Raw genomic sequence first — 16,957 nt, forward strand, 5'->3', positions numbered from 1 at the left:
CAAGCGTAACTGACTGAAAAAATACGAATTAACTGCGCAGCCCGCGAGGGCTCTGCGTCGCGCGTGGGGAGAGGGGTGACGATGTCCGTCGCATGCGCCGCTCATTGGTGGGGGCGGCCTCGAGGCTGTAGTCGGAATCATCCGGCTCGGTTGCGTTTGCCCGTCGATCGCAGGCTCCGTATGGGAGGGGCGACTGCGGAGTTGCCGGATGCTCATGCCGACCCATGCCGACACGGCAGCATTCCGGCGTACCCATCTCACTAAAAAGGGACTGGTTCACCGGGGCCCACCGCAAAGACAAGCCCACTGCTCTGGTACAAAGCCATGCCGTTCAGCAACGCTCCGTCCGCATGGCTCTGCGGCGGCACTGCAAGGCGCGGAAAAAGCGATACGGACGGTGCACCGTCGCCGGTTGGGTTTCCACGCCCGTCCTTTACCTGACAGCCCTGGCACGAATTGGTATTGAACAGGGGCCCAGACCATTCCGACACCCTTACACCCGTCGCCCCGACTTGAACTAGCCAGCCCCTCGGGGTCTAGATTCTCAGGCAGTTCAATCGGAGGTCGACATGGCATTTCTCACCAAAGCGATTCCCGCCGGTGCCGCACTGGCTCTGGTTATGGCTGCTTCGGTACAGGCGCAGTCAACCGAAGCGAGCTTCTCGGACCTGGACGTGAACGGTTCCGGCGCCATCGAAATGGACGAGTTCCATCACGAGCACGGTGATGAGGACGAATCAATGTCCGAGCGAACGGACGCCGAGCATGACGGCTTCGGCTACAACACCGAATCCTTCGATCCGCTGGAAGGGCGCGATCTTGATCAGACCTTGTTCGAGCGCTTCGACACCGACAACAGCGGCGGTCTCGACCGTGATGAATATCAGCAATATCAAGATAATGTGACCAACCGCTTACGTGACTTCTAAACTGGAACAGGAGGCAACCCATGAAGCCTCGGCTTATCATGATATGTGCCAGCGTGGCGCTGGCCAGTGCGTTCTCCATCGATGCGATGGCGCAGAACTCGACCGGCGACCCTGTCGTCCGCGATGCGGGTGAAAAGGGCGGCGTGAACCTCAACCGGTTTCGAGATGCCCCGGCGGATGAACCGCTTGAGTTGTTGAATACCGACGACGAGCGCGGATCGGTGTCGGCCGAAGAGCGCGAGCGGGAGTTGAGCGACCCTGATCGACGGACGTATCAACGGTATGACCCGGAAAAGAGCGACCTGGGCCCCGACGCCTATCGCATGGACCCCTCACGCGGCGATTGGTAAACCCCGATACGTCCCAACTGCGCGGCTAATTTTGTGATGTAGGAGCGGACCCGGCCGCGAAGCAGAATCCGCACACCTTCGCGCCCAGGTGCGCTCCTACACCTGCACGATGCCGCCTGGGGAATGTAGGAGCGGACCTGGCCGCGAAGAGGAACGCACAACCCCTTCGCGCCCAGGTGCGCTCCTACACTGCACGGTGCCGCCTGGGGAATGTAGGAGCGGACCTGGCCGCGAAGAAGAACGCACAAACCCCTTCGCGCCCAGGTGCGCTCCTACACCTGCACGGTGCCGCCTGGGGAATGTAGGAGCGGACCTGGCCGCGAAGAAGAATGCACGGACGCCCCCTGGCACCTGTTTTGGTAGGAGCGCCGCCCCCGGCGCGATAACATCCTCACAGGCGGCAGCCATCGCGGCGAGGGCGCCGCTCCTACCAACCGCACCCACCCAACCCCACAATCCACCGCAACGCTACAAGCCCCAGAACACTTGTGATAGAGTGCTCCGCTTCCCGCCGGGCGCACGTCGCCGGGCATTTCTCTCAGTCATTCGTGACGACCTTGCAGTGGCCCATCGGGCTGTCGGCGATCGTGTGCCGCCTGAACTGCATCGTACACAGCGAATGGCAGTTATCCATCACGTGGCCTTGCGTAGGGGTCACCACTGAGAAGGAGCGGCACATGCCCGTTATTACCCTTCCTGACGGCAGTCAGCGTACGTTCGAACAACCCGTATCCGTAGCCGACGTGGCTGCATCTATCGGCGCTGGCCTGGCAAAAGCCACCGTAGCCGGCAAGGTCGACGGCCGTCTGGTCGACGCCTGCGATGTCATCGAACACGACGCCACGCTGCAGATCATCACGCCCAAGGACGAGGAAGGGCTGGAGATCATTCGCCACTCCTGCGCGCACCTGGTTGGCCACGCGGTCAAGCAGCTGTACCCGACCGCCAAGATGGTCATCGGCCCTGTGATCGAAGAAGGCTTCTATTACGACATCGCCTTCGAGCGCCCCTTTACCCCGGAAGATCTGGCAGCGATCGAGTCGCGCATGCGCGAGCTGATCGACACCGAGTACGACGTGATCAAGAAGGTCACGCCGCGCGAGCAGGTTATCGAGGTGTTCAACGGCCGTGGCGAGGACTACAAGCTGCGCCTGGTCGAAGACATGCCCGACGAAAAGGCGATGGGCCTGTACTACCACGAAGAATACGTCGACATGTGCCGCGGTCCGCACGTGCCGAACACGCGCTTCCTCAAGGCCTTCAAGCTGACCCGCATTTCCGGCGCCTACTGGCGTGGCGATGCCAAGAACGAGCAGCTGCAGCGCGTCTACGGCACCGCCTGGGCCGACAAGAAGCAGCTGGCTGCCTACATTCAGCGCATGGAAGAAGCCGAGAAGCGCGATCACCGCAAGATCGGCAAGCGCCTCGGCCTGTTCCACACCCAGGAAGAAGCGCCCGGCATGGTGTTCTGGCACCCGAACGGCTGGACCATCTATCAGGTGCTCGAACAGTACATGCGCCAGATCCAGCGTGGCGCTTCCTATAAAGAGATCAAGACCCCGCAGGTCGTCGATCGCGTTCTGTGGGAGCGCTCCGGTCACTGGGAGCATTACTCCCACGCCATGTTCACCACCGAGTCGGAAAGTCGCGACTACGCGATCAAGCCGATGAATTGCCCGTGCCACGTGCAGGTATTCAATCAGGGCCTGAAGAGCTACCGCGAGCTGCCGCTGCGCCTGGCCGAGTTCGGTTCCTGTCACCGCAACGAGCCGTCTGGTTCGCTGCATGGCTTGATGCGCGTACGCGGCTTCACGCAGGACGATGCTCACATCTTCTGTACCGACGAACAGGTCGAGTCCGAGGCGTCCGACTTCATCGCGCTGACGCTGCAGGTGTACAAGGACTTCGGCTTCGATGACGTCGAGCTCAAACTGTCCACCCGTCCGGAAAGCCGTGTCGGCGATGATGCGTTATGGGATCAGGCGGAAAAAGGTCTCGAGGCTGCCTTGAACAAGGCCGGGCTGAAGTGGGATCTGCAGCCGGGCGAGGGCGCCTTCTACGGTCCGAAGATCGAATTTTCGCTGCGTGACTGTATCGGTCGCGTCTGGCAGTGCGGCACCCTGCAGCTGGATTTCATGCTGCCGGGCCGCCTGGGTGCGCAGTACGTTGCCGAGGACGGCAGCCGCAAGACACCGGTCATGTTGCACCGCGCGATCCTCGGATCCTTCGAGCGCTTCATCGGTATTCTGATCGAGCACTACGCGGGCGATTTCCCTGCGTGGCTCGCGCCGACTCAGGCCGCGGTGCTGAATATCACCGATAATCAGGCCGAATTCTGCAAAGAAGTCGAGAAAACCCTCAATGAAAAGGGTTATCGAGCCGTAGCGGACTTGAGAAACGAGAAGATCGGCTTTAAAATCCGGGAGCATACTTTGCACAAGACTCCCTATCTACTTGTGATAGGTGATAGAGAAGTCGAATCGCACACAGTGGCCGTGCGCACGCGAGAGGGTAAAGACCTGGGTTCCATGACTGTTGCCGAGTTCTCCGAATTCCTGTCCCGCGCTGTCGCACACCGAGGCCGCCCGAATTCGGAGCTATAAAGATTAAACGCGAGATGAGACAAGACAAAAAAGCCGTACAGCGCCCGCCGATCAACGAGAACATTACGGCGCGCGAAGTACGCCTGATTGGCGCCGAAGGTGAACAAATCGGTGTCGTGTCCATTCAGGAAGCGATGGCAGCCGCAGAGGAAGCCAAGCTCGACCTGGTTGAAATCTCTCCAGACGCGGCCCCGCCCGTTTGCCGAATCATGGATTACGGCAAGCACCTCTTCGAAAAGAAGAAGCAGCAGGCGGTCGCGCGCAAGAATCAAAAGCAGATTCAGATCAAGGAAATCAAGTTTCGTCCTGGGACGGAAGAGGGAGACTATCAGGTCAAGCTGCGTAACCTGATTCGTTTCCTGTCTGAAGGGGACAAGGCCAAGGTATCGCTACGATTCCGTGGTCGCGAGATGGCCCATCAGGAGCTGGGCATGGAGTTGTTGAAGCGGGTCGAAGCTGACCTCGCCGAATACGGCACCGTTGAACAGCACCCGAAGATGGAAGGTCGTCAATTGATGATGGTCATCGCTCCCAAGAAGAAAAAGTAACCTCCGGGGCAACGCCAGGCCTCATGGTTATCTTATTAACGCTAAATGCGGAGTACATGAACATGGCAAAAGTAAAGATGAAAACCAAAAGTGGTGCCGCCAAGCGCTTCAAAGTGACTGGCAAGGGCATCAAGCACAAGCACGCTTTCAAGAGCCACATCCTGACCAAGATGAGCACCAAGCGTAAGCGTCAACTGCGTGGCACCGACCAGCTGCATGCGTCGGACGTCCAGAAAGTTGAGCGCATGTTGCGCCTCCGTTAAGTCTAGGTTGAGGAATTAAAGAATGGCTCGTGTTAAGCGTGGTGTAATGGCGCGCAAGCGTCACAAGAAAATCCTGAAACTCGCCAAAGGCTACTACGGTGCGCGCTCGCGCGTGTTCCGCGTTGCCAAGCAGGCGGTCATCAAGGCAGGTCAGTATGCCTATCGTGACCGCAAGCAGCGCAAGCGTCAGTTCCGTGCTCTGTGGATCGCCCGTATCAACGCCGGTGCTCGTCAGAATGGCATGTCGTACAGCCGTCTGATCGCTGGCCTGAAGAAAGCGTCCATCGAAATCGATCGCAAGGTTCTGGCCGATCTGGCCGTGAACGAAAAAGCGGCGTTTACCGCGATTGTCGAGAAAGCAAAGGCTAGCCTGGCTTAAGCCCTCGTTACGACAATCACCGGAGCCTCGGCTCCGGATGGCAACGTCAATGATAGGGGAAGAGCCTCAAAGCTCTTCCCCTATTTTTGTTTCTGGAGTGCGTGTTAATGGAAAACCTCGACGCCCTGGTCTCCCAAGCCCTGGACGCAATCAAGCAGGCCGCTGACATCAATGCGCTTGAGCAGCTGCGTGTGCAATACCTCGGCAAAAAGGGCGAGCTGACCCAGGTGATGAAGACCCTGGGCAACATTCCCGCCGAAGAACGTCCCAAGGTCGGGGCGATGGTCAACGAAGCCAAGGAACAGGTGCAGAGCGTGCTCAACGCGCGCAAGACCGATATGGAAGCCGCCGCGCTGAATGCGCAGCTGGCCGCCGAGCGGGTCGATGTGACGCTGCCGGGCCGTGGCCAGGTATCCGGTGGGCTGCATCCGGTCACCCGCACCCTGGAACGGATCGAAGAATTCTTCACCCGCGTCGGTTATGCCGTCGCGGAAGGCCCCGAAGTCGAGGACGACTACCACAACTTCGAGGCGCTCAACATTCCCGGCCACCACCCGGCCCGGGCAATGCATGACACCTTCTATTTCAATGCGAACACGCTTCTGCGTACCCACACCTCGCCGGTTCAGGTGCGCACCATGGAAACCCAGGAGCCGCCGATCCGCATCGTCTGCCCGGGCCGTGTATACCGCTGCGATTCGGATATCACCCACTCGCCGATGTTCCACCAGGTCGAAGGCCTGCTGGTCGATCGCAAGGTGAGCTTTGCCGACCTCAAGGGCACCATCGAAGAGTTCCTGCGGGTGTTCTTCGAGAAGGACCTGGGCGTGCGTTTCCGTCCGTCCTTCTTCCCGTTTACCGAGCCGTCCGCCGAAGTCGACATGCAGTGCGTGATGTGCAACGGCAACGGTTGCCGCGTGTGCAAGCAAACCGGCTGGCTGGAAGTGATGGGCTGCGGCATGGTGCATCCCAATGTGTTCCGCTCCGCGGGAATCGATCCCGAGCAGTATCAGGGTTTTGCCTTCGGCATGGGCGTCGAGCGCCTGGCCATGTTGCGCTATGGCGTGAACGACCTGCGCCTGTTCTTCGATAACGACTTGCGCTTCCTCGCGCAGTTTCGCTGAACACCGCCGCACCCGAGCAAACCTTTTGACAGCAGGAAACGATAATGAAATTCAGTGAACAATGGCTGCGCGGCTGGGTGAACCCCGAGGTCACGCGTGACGAGCTGGTCGCCCGCCTGTCCATGACCGGCCTGGAAGTCGACAGCGTCACCCCGGCCGCCGGCGAGTTCAGCGGCGTGGTAGTGGGCGAGATCATCAGCGCCGAGCAGCATCCGGACGCCGACAAGCTGCGCGTGTGCCAGGTCAGCGACGGCAAGGAGCAGTTTCAGGTGGTCTGCGGTGCGCCCAACGCGCGTGCCGGCATTCGCATCCCGTTTGCCCAGGTCGGCGCCGTGCTCGGCGAAGACTTCAAGATCAAGAAGGCCAAGCTGCGCGGCGTGGAATCGCACGGCATGCTCTGTTCGGCTGCCGAACTCAAGCTGTCGGAAGACCATTCCGGCCTGTACGAGCTGCCCGCCGATGCGCCGGTAGGCCAGACCCTGCGTGAGTACCTGGGCCTGGACGACGCCATCATCGAAGTCGACCTGACGCCGAACCGCGGCGACTGCCTGTCGATCGCAGGTTTAGCCCGTGAAGTCGGCGCCAACTACAACGCACCGGTCGCGCGCCCGCAGATCGACGCCGTACCGGCCGCCAATGACGAAACCCGTCCGGTCGAGCTGGTCGCGCCCAAGGCCTGCCCGCGCTATGTGGGTCGCGTCATCCGCAACGTCGATCTGTCCCGCGGCACGCCGCTGTGGATGATCGAGCGCCTGCGCCGCAGCGACATCCGCAGCATCGACCCGGTAGTGGACATCACCAATTACGTGATGATCGAGCTGGGCCAGCCGATGCATGCCTTCGACCTGTCCGAGGTCAAGGGGGGCATCCGCGTACGCATGGCCGAGGAGGGCGAGAAGCTCACCCTGCTCGACGGCCAGGACGTGACCCTGCGCAGCGACACCCTGGTCATCGCCGACCATGAGCGCCCGCTGGCTATCGCCGGCATCATGGGTGGCGAGCACAGCGGCGTCAGCGACAAGACCACGGACCTGTTCCTGGAAAGCGCCTTCTTCGACACCATCGCCATCGCCGGCAAGGCGCGCGGCTATGGCCTGCATACCGACTCCTCGCACCGCTTCGAGCGCGGCGTGGACTGGCAGCTGCAGCGCGAAGCGATCGAGCGCGCCACCGCACTGATTCTGGACATCGTCGGCGGCGAGCCGGGCCCGGTGATCGAAGCCGTCGAGCCCAGCGCATTGCCGACCATCGCCGAAGTGACCCTGCGCAACGAGCGCATCACCCAGATGCTCGGCATGGAACTGCCGGAAGCCGATATCGAGGCGTACCTCAGCAACCTGGGCCTGACCGTGAAGGCCAGCGGAGCAGGCGAGTGGCAGGTCACCGTGCCCAGCCACCGCTTCGACATCAGCCTGGAAATCGACCTGATTGAAGAACTGGCGCGCCTGTACGGCTACAACCGTCTGCCGGTCAGCGCACCGACCGCGTCGCTGAACCTCACCGCCAAGCCGGAGACCCGCGGCGAGCTGCCGATCCTGCGTCGCCTGCTGGTGGCACGCGGGTATCAGGAAGCGATCACCTACAGCTTCGTCGAGCCGAGCCTGAACAAACTCTTCGATCCCGAAGTCGAGCCGCTGGCCCTGGCCAACCCGATCTCAGCCGACATGGCCGTCATGCGCACCTCGTTGTGGCCGGGCCTGAGCAAGGCCGTGCAGCACAACCTCAACCGCCAGCAGTCGCGCGTGCGCCTGTTCGAAAGCGGCCTGCGCTTCGTCCCGCAAGCCAATGGCGAACTGCTGCAGCAGCCGATGCTCGCCGGTATCGCCTGCGGCACCCGTCAGCCGGAAGGCTGGGCCAACGGCAACGACAAGCTCGACTTCTATGACGTCAAAGGCGACGTGGAAGCCGTGCTGGGGCAGGGCGGTGCACTGGCCAGCTTCCGCTTTGAGCCGGCCGAGCATCCGGCGCTGCATCCGGGCCAGACCGCACGTATTACCCGCGGCGGCGAAACCGTCGGCTGGCTGGGCGCGCTGCACCCGCAGCTGGTCAGCGAGCTGGATCTACAAGCGCCGGTGTTCGCCTTCGAGCTGACACTGAGCGCCATCACTGAAGGGCGCCTGCCGGTCTTCCGCGAACTGTCCCGCTTCCCCGAGGTGCGCCGCGATATCGCCGTGCTGGTCGATCAGTCCGTTGCTGCCGAAGACCTGCTCGCGACCATTCGCGATGTGGCTGGCGAGAACCTGACGAACCTCAGGCTGTTTGACGTTTACGCAGGTAAGGGTATTGATCCGAATAGAAAAAGTCTTGCCATCGGCTTGACGATGCAGCATTCATCGCGCACTCTTACTGACGATGAGGTGAACGCTGTCATGGACAAGGTACTTACGTCCCTGGAGCAAGGGTTCAATGCCACGTTAAGGAAATAAGGGTTATGGCGGCTCTGACGAAAGCAGAAATGGCCGAACGTCTCTACGAGGAACTCGGCTTCAACAAGCGTGAAGCCAAGGAACTGGTCGAGCTGTTTTTCGAAGAGATCCGCAATGCTCTGGAGAGTAACGAGCAGGTCAAATTGTCCGGATTCGGCAACTTTGACCTGCGCGACAAGCGCCAGCGTCCCGGTCGCAACCCCAAGACCGGCGAAGAGATCCCAATCACTGCCCGGCGCGTGGTCACCTTCCGCCCCGGACAAAAACTCAAGGCCCGAGTAGAAGCCTATGCTGGAACCCACTCATAATGCCGAGTTGCCGGCCATCCCCGGCAAACGCTACTTCACCATCGGCGAAGTCAGCGACCTCTGCGCAGTCAAGCCTCATGTTCTGCGTTACTGGGAACAGGAATTTCCGCAGCTGTCACCGGTCAAGCGCCGTGGCAACCGTCGCTATTACCAGCGTCAGGACGTGCTCATGATCCGCCAGATCCGCGCACTGCTGTATGACCAGGGCTTTACCATCGGCGGCGCCCGTCAGCGCCTGTCCGGCGACGAAGCCAAGGAAGATGTCACCCACTTCAAGCAGCTGATCCGTCAAACGATCTCCGAGCTTGAAGAGGTATTGCAGGTGTTGAAAGCGCACTGATACAACGGCCTGAAACCGAAAAAAACCTTTCTCATTTCAGGCGGTTAATGTATCATGCGACCCGCTTTGGCAGACAAATCAAAGCATCGTCGGGGCGTAGCGCAGCCTGGTAGCGCACTTGCATGGGGTGCAAGGGGTCGAGTGTTCGAATCACTCCGTCCCGACCAATTACAGGAATCCAGTTGCCTTGCGGCGGCTGGATTTTTTTCGTTCATTTGGGGACCGCTTGTGGGGGTTCCAATGCTGTTGGCGCACGCGATGGTCCTCGCTGATCTCGGCTGTGATGCTGAGAAGGCCCCGTTTGGTTGAACACCGTGCACCTATCTCTTTCGGAGCTCCAAAACCATCTTTGGGAATCCGCCAACATACTCCGCGGCCCGGTGGATGCGGCTGACTTCAAGACCTACATTTTCCCGCTGCTGTTCTTCAAGCGCATCTGCGACGTCTGGGACGAGGAGTGCCAGGAGATTGTTGATGAGACCGGCGACGAGCAACTGGCCTGGTTTCCGGAGTCGCATCGCTTCCAGATCCCGGAAGACTGTCACTGGAACGACGTTCGCACCAAAGCCAGCAATGTCGGTACGGCCCTTCAGCGCGCGATGCGCGAGATTGAGAAAGCCAACCCCGACACCCTGTACGGCGTGTTCGGCGATGCCCAGTGGTCAAACAAAGATCGGCTGTCTGACGCCTTGCTCAAGGATCTGATCGAGCACTTTTCCAAGCTGCCGTTTGGCAACAAGAACGTCAATTCGGACCTGCTTGGCGATGCCTACGAATACCTGATCAAGAAGTTCGCCGACGCCACCAACAAAAAGGCCGGGGAGTTCTATACCCCACGCAGCGTGGTGCGGCTGATGATCGACATGCTCCATCCCAAAGAAGCCGAGACCATCTATGACCCGGCCTGCGGTACAGGCGGCATGTTGCTGGCCGCCGTGCAGCGCGTGAAGGAACAGCATGGCGATGTGAAGCGGCTGTGGGGCAAGCTGTACGGGCAAGAGAAGAACCTCACCACCTCATCCATCGCGCGGATGAACCTGTTCCTGCACGGCATTGAAGATTTCCAGGTGCTGCGTGGCGACACCCTACGTAACCCGGCCTTCTTCGAGGTCGACCGGCTGGCCACATTTGATTGCGTGATCGCCAACCCCCCGTTCTCGCTGGAAAAGTGGGGCGAGGACCTGTGGCTGAACGATCCCTTTGGCCGCAACTTTGCCGGCCTGCCACCTTCATCCAGCGGTGACTTCGCCTGGGTGCAGCATATGGTCAAGTCGATGGCCGACGTCAGCGGCCGGATGGCAGTGGTGTTGCCCCAGGGCGCACTGTTCCGCAAAGGTGTGGAAGGTAGCATCCGCCAGAAACTGCTGGAGATGGATCTGGTTGAGGCTGTGATCGGGTTGGCGCCCAGCCTATTTTACGGCACCGGCCTGGCCGCGTGCATCCTGGTCCTGCGCAAGCGCAAGCCGGCCAAGCACAAGAAGAATGTTCTGATCGCCGATGCGTCACGCCTGTTCCGCCGAGGGCGCGCGCAAAACTATCTGGAGCCCGAGCACGCCGCCGATATCCTCGGCTGGTATCGCGGCTTTGCCGATGTGCAGGACGCGGTCCGCGTGGTCAGCCTCGACGAGATCAAAGCCGAGGACTGGACTCTGAACATTTCGCGCTATGTCCTGCCGCCATTGCAGGAAGACATCCCACCGCTGCCCGATGCTATCGCGGCATTCAAGGACGCGCTCACCCGCTGCCGTGAAGCCGAAGAGCGGCTCGCGCAGGTCATGACTGAAGGGGGCTGGCTGCAATGAGTTACCCAAACAAACGCATCAGCCAGCAAGAACTCGAAAGCTACCTCTGGAGCGCCGCCGTGCTTCTGCGCGGCCTCATCGACGCCGGCGACTACAAGCAGTTCATCTTTCCGTTGCTGTTCTACAAGCGCGTGTCGGATGTGTGGGAGGAGGAATACCAAGCGGCTCTGGCCAACTCAGGCGGCGACCTCTCCTACGCGCAGTTCGCGGAGAACCACCGCTTCCAGATTCCTGAGGGCGCGCACTGGAACGATGTTCGCCAGGCACCCAAGAACGTGGGCGCAGCCATTCAGAAGGCCATTCGGGCTATCGAGATTGCCAACCCGGATCTGCTCGATGGCATATTCGGCGATGCACCCTGGACCAACCGCGAGCGCCTGCCCGACGAAACGCTGAAGAACCTGATCGAGCACTTCTCGACGCAGACACTCTCGGTTGCGAGTGTGCCCGAGGACGAGTTGGGCAACGCCTACGAGTACCTGATCAAGAAGTTCGCGGACGATTCAGGTCACACGGCAGCTGAGTTCTACACCAACCGCACTGTCGTTCACCTGATGACGCAACTTCTTGCACCTCAGGAGGGCGAGTCGATTTACGATCCCACGTGCGGTACCGGCGGCATGCTGATCTCTGCACTGGACGAAGTGAAGCGCTCGGGCGGCGAATACCGCACGCTCAAGCTCTTCGGGCAGGAGCGCAACCTCATTACCTCATCCATCGCCCGCATGAACCTGTTCCTGCACGGCGTGGAAGACTTCGAAATAATCCGAGGTGACACCCTAGCCGAACCCAAACACATCGAAGGCGACCGCCTGCGCCAATTCGATGTGATCCTGGCCAACCCGCCGTACTCCATCAAGCAGTGGAATCGCGAGGCCTGGAGCAGTGACAAATGGGGCCGCAACTCGCTGGGTACGCCGCCGCAGGGCCGTGCCGACTACGCCTTCCAGCAGCACATCCTGACCAGCCTCACCGCCAAGGGGCGCAGTGCCGTGCTCTGGCCTCACGGTGTGCTGTTCCGTAACGAAGAACAGGCCATGCGCGCAAAGATGGTCGAGCAGGACTGGGTCGAAGCCGTCATCGGTTTAGGCCCCAACCTATTCTACAACTCCCCGATGGAGTCGTGCATTGTCGTCTGCAACCGCAAGAAGGCCGCCGCTCGCAAGGGCAAGGTGATTTTCATCGATGCGGTGAACGAGGTCACCCGGGAACGGGCGCAGAGCTTTTTGAAGCCCGAGCACCAGCAACGCATCCTGACCGCATACAAGACGTTTAGCGATGTGCCTGGTTTCGCCAAGGTCGCCACCCTGTCCGAAATCAGCGCCAATGCCGGCAACCTCTCGATCCCGCTGTACGTGAAGCGCATTGCCGCCGCCATCGCTACCGACAGCAATGGTGACGCGGTATCGCTGCGCTCTACCTGGGACCAATGGCAAACCGATGGTCGCGCGTTCTGGCAACAGATGGACGCACTGGTGGAAACGCTGGATGGACTGATTACGGAAGACATCGAGCGTGTCTGAAAAGAACAATAAAACCCTGAAGCCCGGCTGGCGTCGGGTGAAGTTCGGCGATGTGGTGCGCCTCTCGAAAGCACGTAGTCAAGATCCGCTAGCCGATGGCATTGAACGCTATGTCGGTCTGGAACATCTCGAACCAGGTGATTTGCGCATCCGCAGTTGGGGCAACGTCGCGGACGGCGTGACCTTCACCAGTCTGTTTCAACCTGGGCAGGTGCTGTTCGGCAAGCGACGCGCTTACCAGCGCAAGGTGGCTGTAGCGGATTTCTCCGGGGTGTGTTCCGGGGACATCTACGTGCTGGAGACCAAGGACGCACAAGTCTTGCTGCCGGAGCTGCTGCCCTTCATTTGCCAGACGGATGCCTTCTTCGATCATGCGGTGGGCACGTCGGCAGGCTCGCTGAGCCCACGCACAAACTGGACGAGCTTGGCGGACTTCGAGTTTGCGTTGCCGCCCATAAAAGACCAGAAAGACATAACTCTCAGTCTATCTTGTGCAGACGAAATGATCGGATCGCTCCAAGAAGCAGAACGTGCCGCTCGGAACGTTTTTGAAAGCACTGCACAAGAGTTCTTTGAGTCATCGTCAAATAATTGGCCAAATAAAAGGATCGATGAAGTTTCTCTATTTGTCACAAATGGCTTTGTTGGAAAGTCTGCTCAACACTATGTTGCGGAGGGCGGTGTTCCTTACCTTGTCTCAAAAAATGTTCGTCGGAACAGATTGAAGCTGGACGAGGTAACCTACATTTCAGAAGAATTTCACCAATCCTCAAAGAAAAGTCAGCTCCTTGAGGGAGACATTCTCACTGTCCAGTCGGGGCACATCGGTGAAACTGCCGTAGTTCCAAAGGAATATGCGGGCGCAAACTGTCATGCTTTGATCATTACCCGTCCTGATCCAAAACAGCTCGACCCATATTTCGCCAGTTACTACCTTAACAGTGCAGTCGGACAGAGACGCCTGTCACAACTTGTAATTGGCTCGACCATTCAGCACCTGAACACATCTGATCTAAAGAAACTCGATATTCCGCAGCCGAACATAGAAGAGCAGAAAAGGATTTCTGCTCTTCTATCTTCAATTGCTTCTGATCAGGAACTTCTTGCCAATAGGATTGAGGATGCCAAACGGCTGCGTCTTCAATTGTTAGCTGAGGTGTTCTCATGAGTTTTACGGAATCCAACACAGTCGAAGCCTACGTCCGCGATCTGCTCGCCGGCCCTGTCAAGGCTGTCCCGGCCAACACCGCCCAGGAACCTCAAGCCAGCTACGGTCCCAGCCCAAAAGGCATCGGCTGGCGCTACGCTGCTCCGTATGAGGTGCCGCGCCAGATCCAGGAAGTGCTGGTCGAACCCTGGCTGCGCGATGCACTGATCCGCCTAAACCCCGAGATTGCCGCCCAGCCCGACCGCGCCGACGAGGTGCTCTACAAGCTGCGCGCCATCGTGCTGTCGGTGCGATCGGATGGCCTGATCCGCGCCAACGAGGAAATGACCGCCTGGATGCGCGGTGAGCGCTCGATGCCCTTCGGCCCCAACAACGAGCATGTGCCGGTGCGGCTGATCGACCTGGATGATCTGTCGCAGAACCAGTACATCGTCACCCAGCAGTTCATCTACCGCGCAGGCCCCACCGAGCGCCGCGCCGATCTGGTGTTGTTGGTCAACGGGCTGCCGCTGGTGCTGATCGAGGCCAAAACGCCAGTCAAGAAGTGCATCAGCTGGATCGATGGCGCGGTGCAGGTACACGACGACTACGAGAAGTTCGTGCCTGAGCTCTTCGTCTGCAACGTGTTCTCGGTGGCGACCGAAGGCAAGGCTTACCACTACGGGTCCATCGGCCTGCCGGTCAAGGATTGGGGGCCGTGGCATCTGGATGGCGACGTTGACGATGGTCAGCACCACCCTCTGAAGTCGCTCAAACTATCCGCTGAAAGTATGTTGCGCCCACATGTGGTGCTGGACATTCTCGGCAGCTTCACCCTGTTCGCCACCAGTAAGAAAAAGCAGCGCATCAAGATCATCTGCCGCTACCAGCAGTTTGAAGCGGCCAACAAGATCGTCGAGCGCGTGCTGGCGGGCTACCCCAGGAAGGGCTTGATCTGGCACTTCCAGGGCTCGGGCAAATCTCTGCTGATGGTCTTTGCCGCGCAGAAGCTGCGCATGCATGCCGGCCTGAAGAATCCCACCGTGCTGATCGTGGTGGATCGGATCGATCTTGATAGCCAGATCACCGGTACCTTCACCGGAGCGGACATTCCCAACCTGGAAAAGGCGGATACCCGCGAGAAGCTGCAGCAGCTGCTGGCTCAGGACGTGCGCAAGATCATCATCACCACGATCTTCAAGTTCGGCGAGGCCACAGGTAGCCTGAACGACCGCAGCAACATCATCGCGTTAGTCGATGAGGCTCACCGCACGCAAGAAGGCGACCTGGGCCGCAAGATGCGCGAGGCCCTGCCCGATGCGTTCCTGTTCGGCCTGACCGGCACGCCGATCAACCGTGCCGACCGCAACACCTTCTACGCCTTTGGTGCAGAGGAGGACGAGAAAGGCTACATGAGCCGGTACGGCTTCGAGGAGTCAATCCGCGACGGTGCCACGCTGATGTTGCACTTCGAACCGCGACTGATTGACCTGCACATCGACAAGGCGGCGCTGGACGCCGCCTATAAGGACTTGACCGGCGGCCTGTCAGATCTGGATAAGGACAACCTCGCCAAGACCGCTGCCAAGATGGCGGTGCTAGTAAAGACGCCCGAGCGCATTCGCAAGGTGTGCGAGGACATCGTTCAGCACTATCAGACCAAGGTGGAACCCAACGGCTTCAAGGGCCAGATTGTCACCTTCGACCGGGAGTCCTGCCTGCTGTTCAAGGTCGAGCTGGACAAGCTGCTGCCGCCCGAGGCCACGGACATCGTGATGTCGGTGCAGGCGGCGGACAAAAAAGAACACCCGGAGTACGCGCCCTACGACCGAAGCCGCGACGAAGAAGAGCGACTGCTGGATCGCTTCCGTGACCCAGCTGATCCGCTGAAGCTGATCATCGTCACGGCCAAGCTGCTGACGGGCTTCGACGCGCCCATTCTGCAGGCCATGTACCTGGACAAGCCGTTACGGGACCACACACTGCTGCAGGCCATTTGCCGGGTGAACCGCACCTATTCCGAACAGAAGACCCACGGCCTGATCGTCGACTACCTCGGTATCTTTGATGACGTGGCGGCCGCACTGGAATTCGACGACCAAAGCGTCAAGCAGGTGGTCAGCAACATCCAGGAACTGAAAGACAAACTGCCAGAAGCCATGCAGAAATGCCTGGCCTTCTTTACCGGCTGCGACCGTACATTGGAGGGTTACGAAGGTCTGATCGCCGCCCAGCAGTGCCTGCCCAACAATGCAATACGGGACAATTTTGCCACCGAGTACAGCGTGCTCAACAAGATCTGGGAGGCGCTGTCACCGGACACGGTTTTGGGCCCCTTCGAGAAGGACTACAAGTGGCTGTCGCAGGTGTACCAATCGGTGCAGCCCTCCAGTGGTCACGGCAAGTTGATTTGGCACTCGCTGGGTGCCAAGACCATCGAGCTGATCCACCAGAACGTGCATGTGGACGCCGTGCGGGATGACCTAGACACGCTGGTACTGGACGCCGATCTGCTGGAGGCTGTGCTGTCGAACCCTGACCCTAAGAAGGCCAAGGAAATCGAGATCAAACTGAGTCGGCGTATGCGCAAGCACGCAGGCAACCCAAAGTTCAAACAGCTCTCCGAGCGGTTGGACGCGCTGAAAGACCGCTTCGAGTCTGGGCAGGTCAACAGCGTTGAATTTCTCAAGCAACTGCTGGAGATCGCCAAGGAGACGCTGCAGGCCGAGAAGGAGGTTCCGCCTGAAGAGGACGAGAATCGTGGCAAGGCGGCGCTAACCGACCTGTTCATCGAGGTAAAGACCTCCGAGACGCCGATCATAGTCGAGCGCGTGGTGGCAGACATCGACGAGATCGTGCGACTGGTCCGCTTCCCAGGCTGGCAAGGCACGCAGGCCGGTGAGCGTGAGGTCAAAAAGGCATTGCGAAAGGCTCTCTTCAAATACAAGCTGCATGCGGATGAGGAGCTGTTTGAGAAGGCCTACAGTTACATCAATCAATACTACTGACGGATCATTTGTGCTGCAGTAGGCATGCATAATATCTTGACGCCATCGCGAAATTCTCCTACCCTGTGTGTCAGGGCGCCCTACTGCAGTGGCGCCACGTTGGCGATAGGAGGCCTCTGTGGCACAGGGTAAGGGTTCTAAAGGGCGTTCGGAAGCAGCGTTGATGTTTACACTGTATCTCATAGTTCACCCCAATCTTTCGATGGA

Annotated in this window: 14 protein-coding genes and 1 tRNA gene; all 15 read left to right on the forward strand. The window is 59.7% G+C overall.

Annotated elements, in window-relative coordinates; all coding sequences use genetic code 11:
• Positions 1 to 569: 569 nt before the first annotated feature.
• The 15 genes from KEM63_RS07515 (at position 570) to KEM63_RS07585 (ending at position 16,750) form a co-directional block, all read left to right on the forward strand.
• Positions 570 to 929, forward strand: coding sequence for an EF-hand domain-containing protein (locus tag KEM63_RS07515; RefSeq protein ID WP_223655581.1), 360 nt, complete (start codon positions 570 to 572; stop codon positions 927 to 929).
• Between the two features lie 20 nt (positions 930 to 949).
• Positions 950 to 1,279: a hypothetical protein gene (locus KEM63_RS07520; RefSeq protein ID WP_223655583.1), complete on the forward strand. Its 330-nt coding sequence runs from the start codon at positions 950 to 952 to the stop codon at positions 1,277 to 1,279.
• A 677-nt stretch (positions 1,280 to 1,956) separates the two neighbouring features.
• A complete protein-coding gene (thrS, locus tag KEM63_RS07525) occupies positions 1,957 to 3,882 on the forward strand; it encodes a threonine--tRNA ligase (RefSeq protein WP_223655584.1) in 1,926 nt (641 codons plus the stop codon).
• Positions 3,879 to 4,430, forward strand: coding sequence for a translation initiation factor IF-3 (gene infC / locus KEM63_RS07530; protein ID WP_223655842.1), 552 nt, complete (start codon positions 3,879 to 3,881; stop codon positions 4,428 to 4,430). Before thrS ends, infC begins: the two co-directional genes overlap by 4 nt.
• Before the next feature lie 62 nt (positions 4,431 to 4,492).
• The gene (gene rpmI, locus KEM63_RS07535; RefSeq protein WP_223655585.1) at positions 4,493 to 4,693 is read left to right on the forward strand and encodes a 50S ribosomal protein L35; all 201 of its coding nucleotides are present in this window, start codon (positions 4,493 to 4,495) and stop codon (positions 4,691 to 4,693) included.
• A gap of 22 nt (positions 4,694 to 4,715) precedes the next feature.
• Complete coding sequence (rplT, locus tag KEM63_RS07540) at positions 4,716 to 5,072, forward strand: 50S ribosomal protein L20 (RefSeq protein WP_093392170.1); 357 nt, start codon at positions 4,716 to 4,718, stop codon at positions 5,070 to 5,072.
• A 107-nt stretch (positions 5,073 to 5,179) separates the two neighbouring features.
• A complete protein-coding gene (pheS, locus tag KEM63_RS07545; protein WP_223655586.1) occupies positions 5,180 to 6,196 on the forward strand; it encodes a phenylalanine--tRNA ligase subunit alpha in 1,017 nt (338 codons plus the stop codon).
• 44 nt (positions 6,197 to 6,240) lie between these two features.
• On the forward strand, positions 6,241 to 8,622 hold the full coding sequence (gene pheT / locus KEM63_RS07550; protein ID WP_223655587.1) for a phenylalanine--tRNA ligase subunit beta: 2,382 nt from the start codon (positions 6,241 to 6,243) through the stop codon (positions 8,620 to 8,622).
• 5 nt (positions 8,623 to 8,627) lie between these two features.
• A complete protein-coding gene (gene ihfA, locus KEM63_RS07555) occupies positions 8,628 to 8,930 on the forward strand; it encodes an integration host factor subunit alpha (protein WP_093392173.1) in 303 nt (100 codons plus the stop codon).
• Positions 8,911 to 9,270 (forward strand): MerR family transcriptional regulator, encoded by a 360-nt coding sequence (locus KEM63_RS07560; protein WP_223655588.1) that lies wholly within the window; start codon positions 8,911 to 8,913, stop codon positions 9,268 to 9,270. The genes ihfA and KEM63_RS07560 overlap by 20 nt, the downstream gene beginning before the upstream one ends.
• Positions 9,271 to 9,360: 90 nt before the next feature.
• Positions 9,361 to 9,437, forward strand: a tRNA-Pro gene (locus tag KEM63_RS07565).
• Positions 9,438 to 9,575: 138 nt separating this feature from the next.
• Positions 9,576 to 11,072, forward strand: coding sequence for a type I restriction-modification system subunit M (locus tag KEM63_RS07570; protein ID WP_341481928.1), 1,497 nt, complete (start codon positions 9,576 to 9,578; stop codon positions 11,070 to 11,072).
• Positions 11,069 to 12,595: a type I restriction-modification system subunit M gene (locus KEM63_RS07575; RefSeq protein ID WP_223655590.1), complete on the forward strand. Its 1,527-nt coding sequence runs from the start codon at positions 11,069 to 11,071 to the stop codon at positions 12,593 to 12,595. Before KEM63_RS07570 ends, KEM63_RS07575 begins: the two co-directional genes overlap by 4 nt.
• Positions 12,588 to 13,763, forward strand: a complete 1,176-nt coding sequence (locus KEM63_RS07580) for a restriction endonuclease subunit S (protein ID WP_223655591.1) — start codon at positions 12,588 to 12,590, stop codon at positions 13,761 to 13,763. The genes KEM63_RS07575 and KEM63_RS07580 overlap by 8 nt, the downstream gene beginning before the upstream one ends.
• Complete coding sequence (locus KEM63_RS07585; protein WP_223655592.1) at positions 13,760 to 16,750, forward strand: type I restriction endonuclease subunit R; 2,991 nt, start codon at positions 13,760 to 13,762, stop codon at positions 16,748 to 16,750. The genes KEM63_RS07580 and KEM63_RS07585 overlap by 4 nt, the downstream gene beginning before the upstream one ends.
• The last annotated feature ends 207 nt before the right edge of the window (positions 16,751 to 16,957 follow it).

It is taken from the genome of Halopseudomonas nanhaiensis, assembly GCF_020025155.1.
In the GTDB taxonomy this organism is placed as follows: Bacteria; Pseudomonadota; Gammaproteobacteria; order Pseudomonadales; family Pseudomonadaceae; genus Halopseudomonas; species Halopseudomonas nanhaiensis.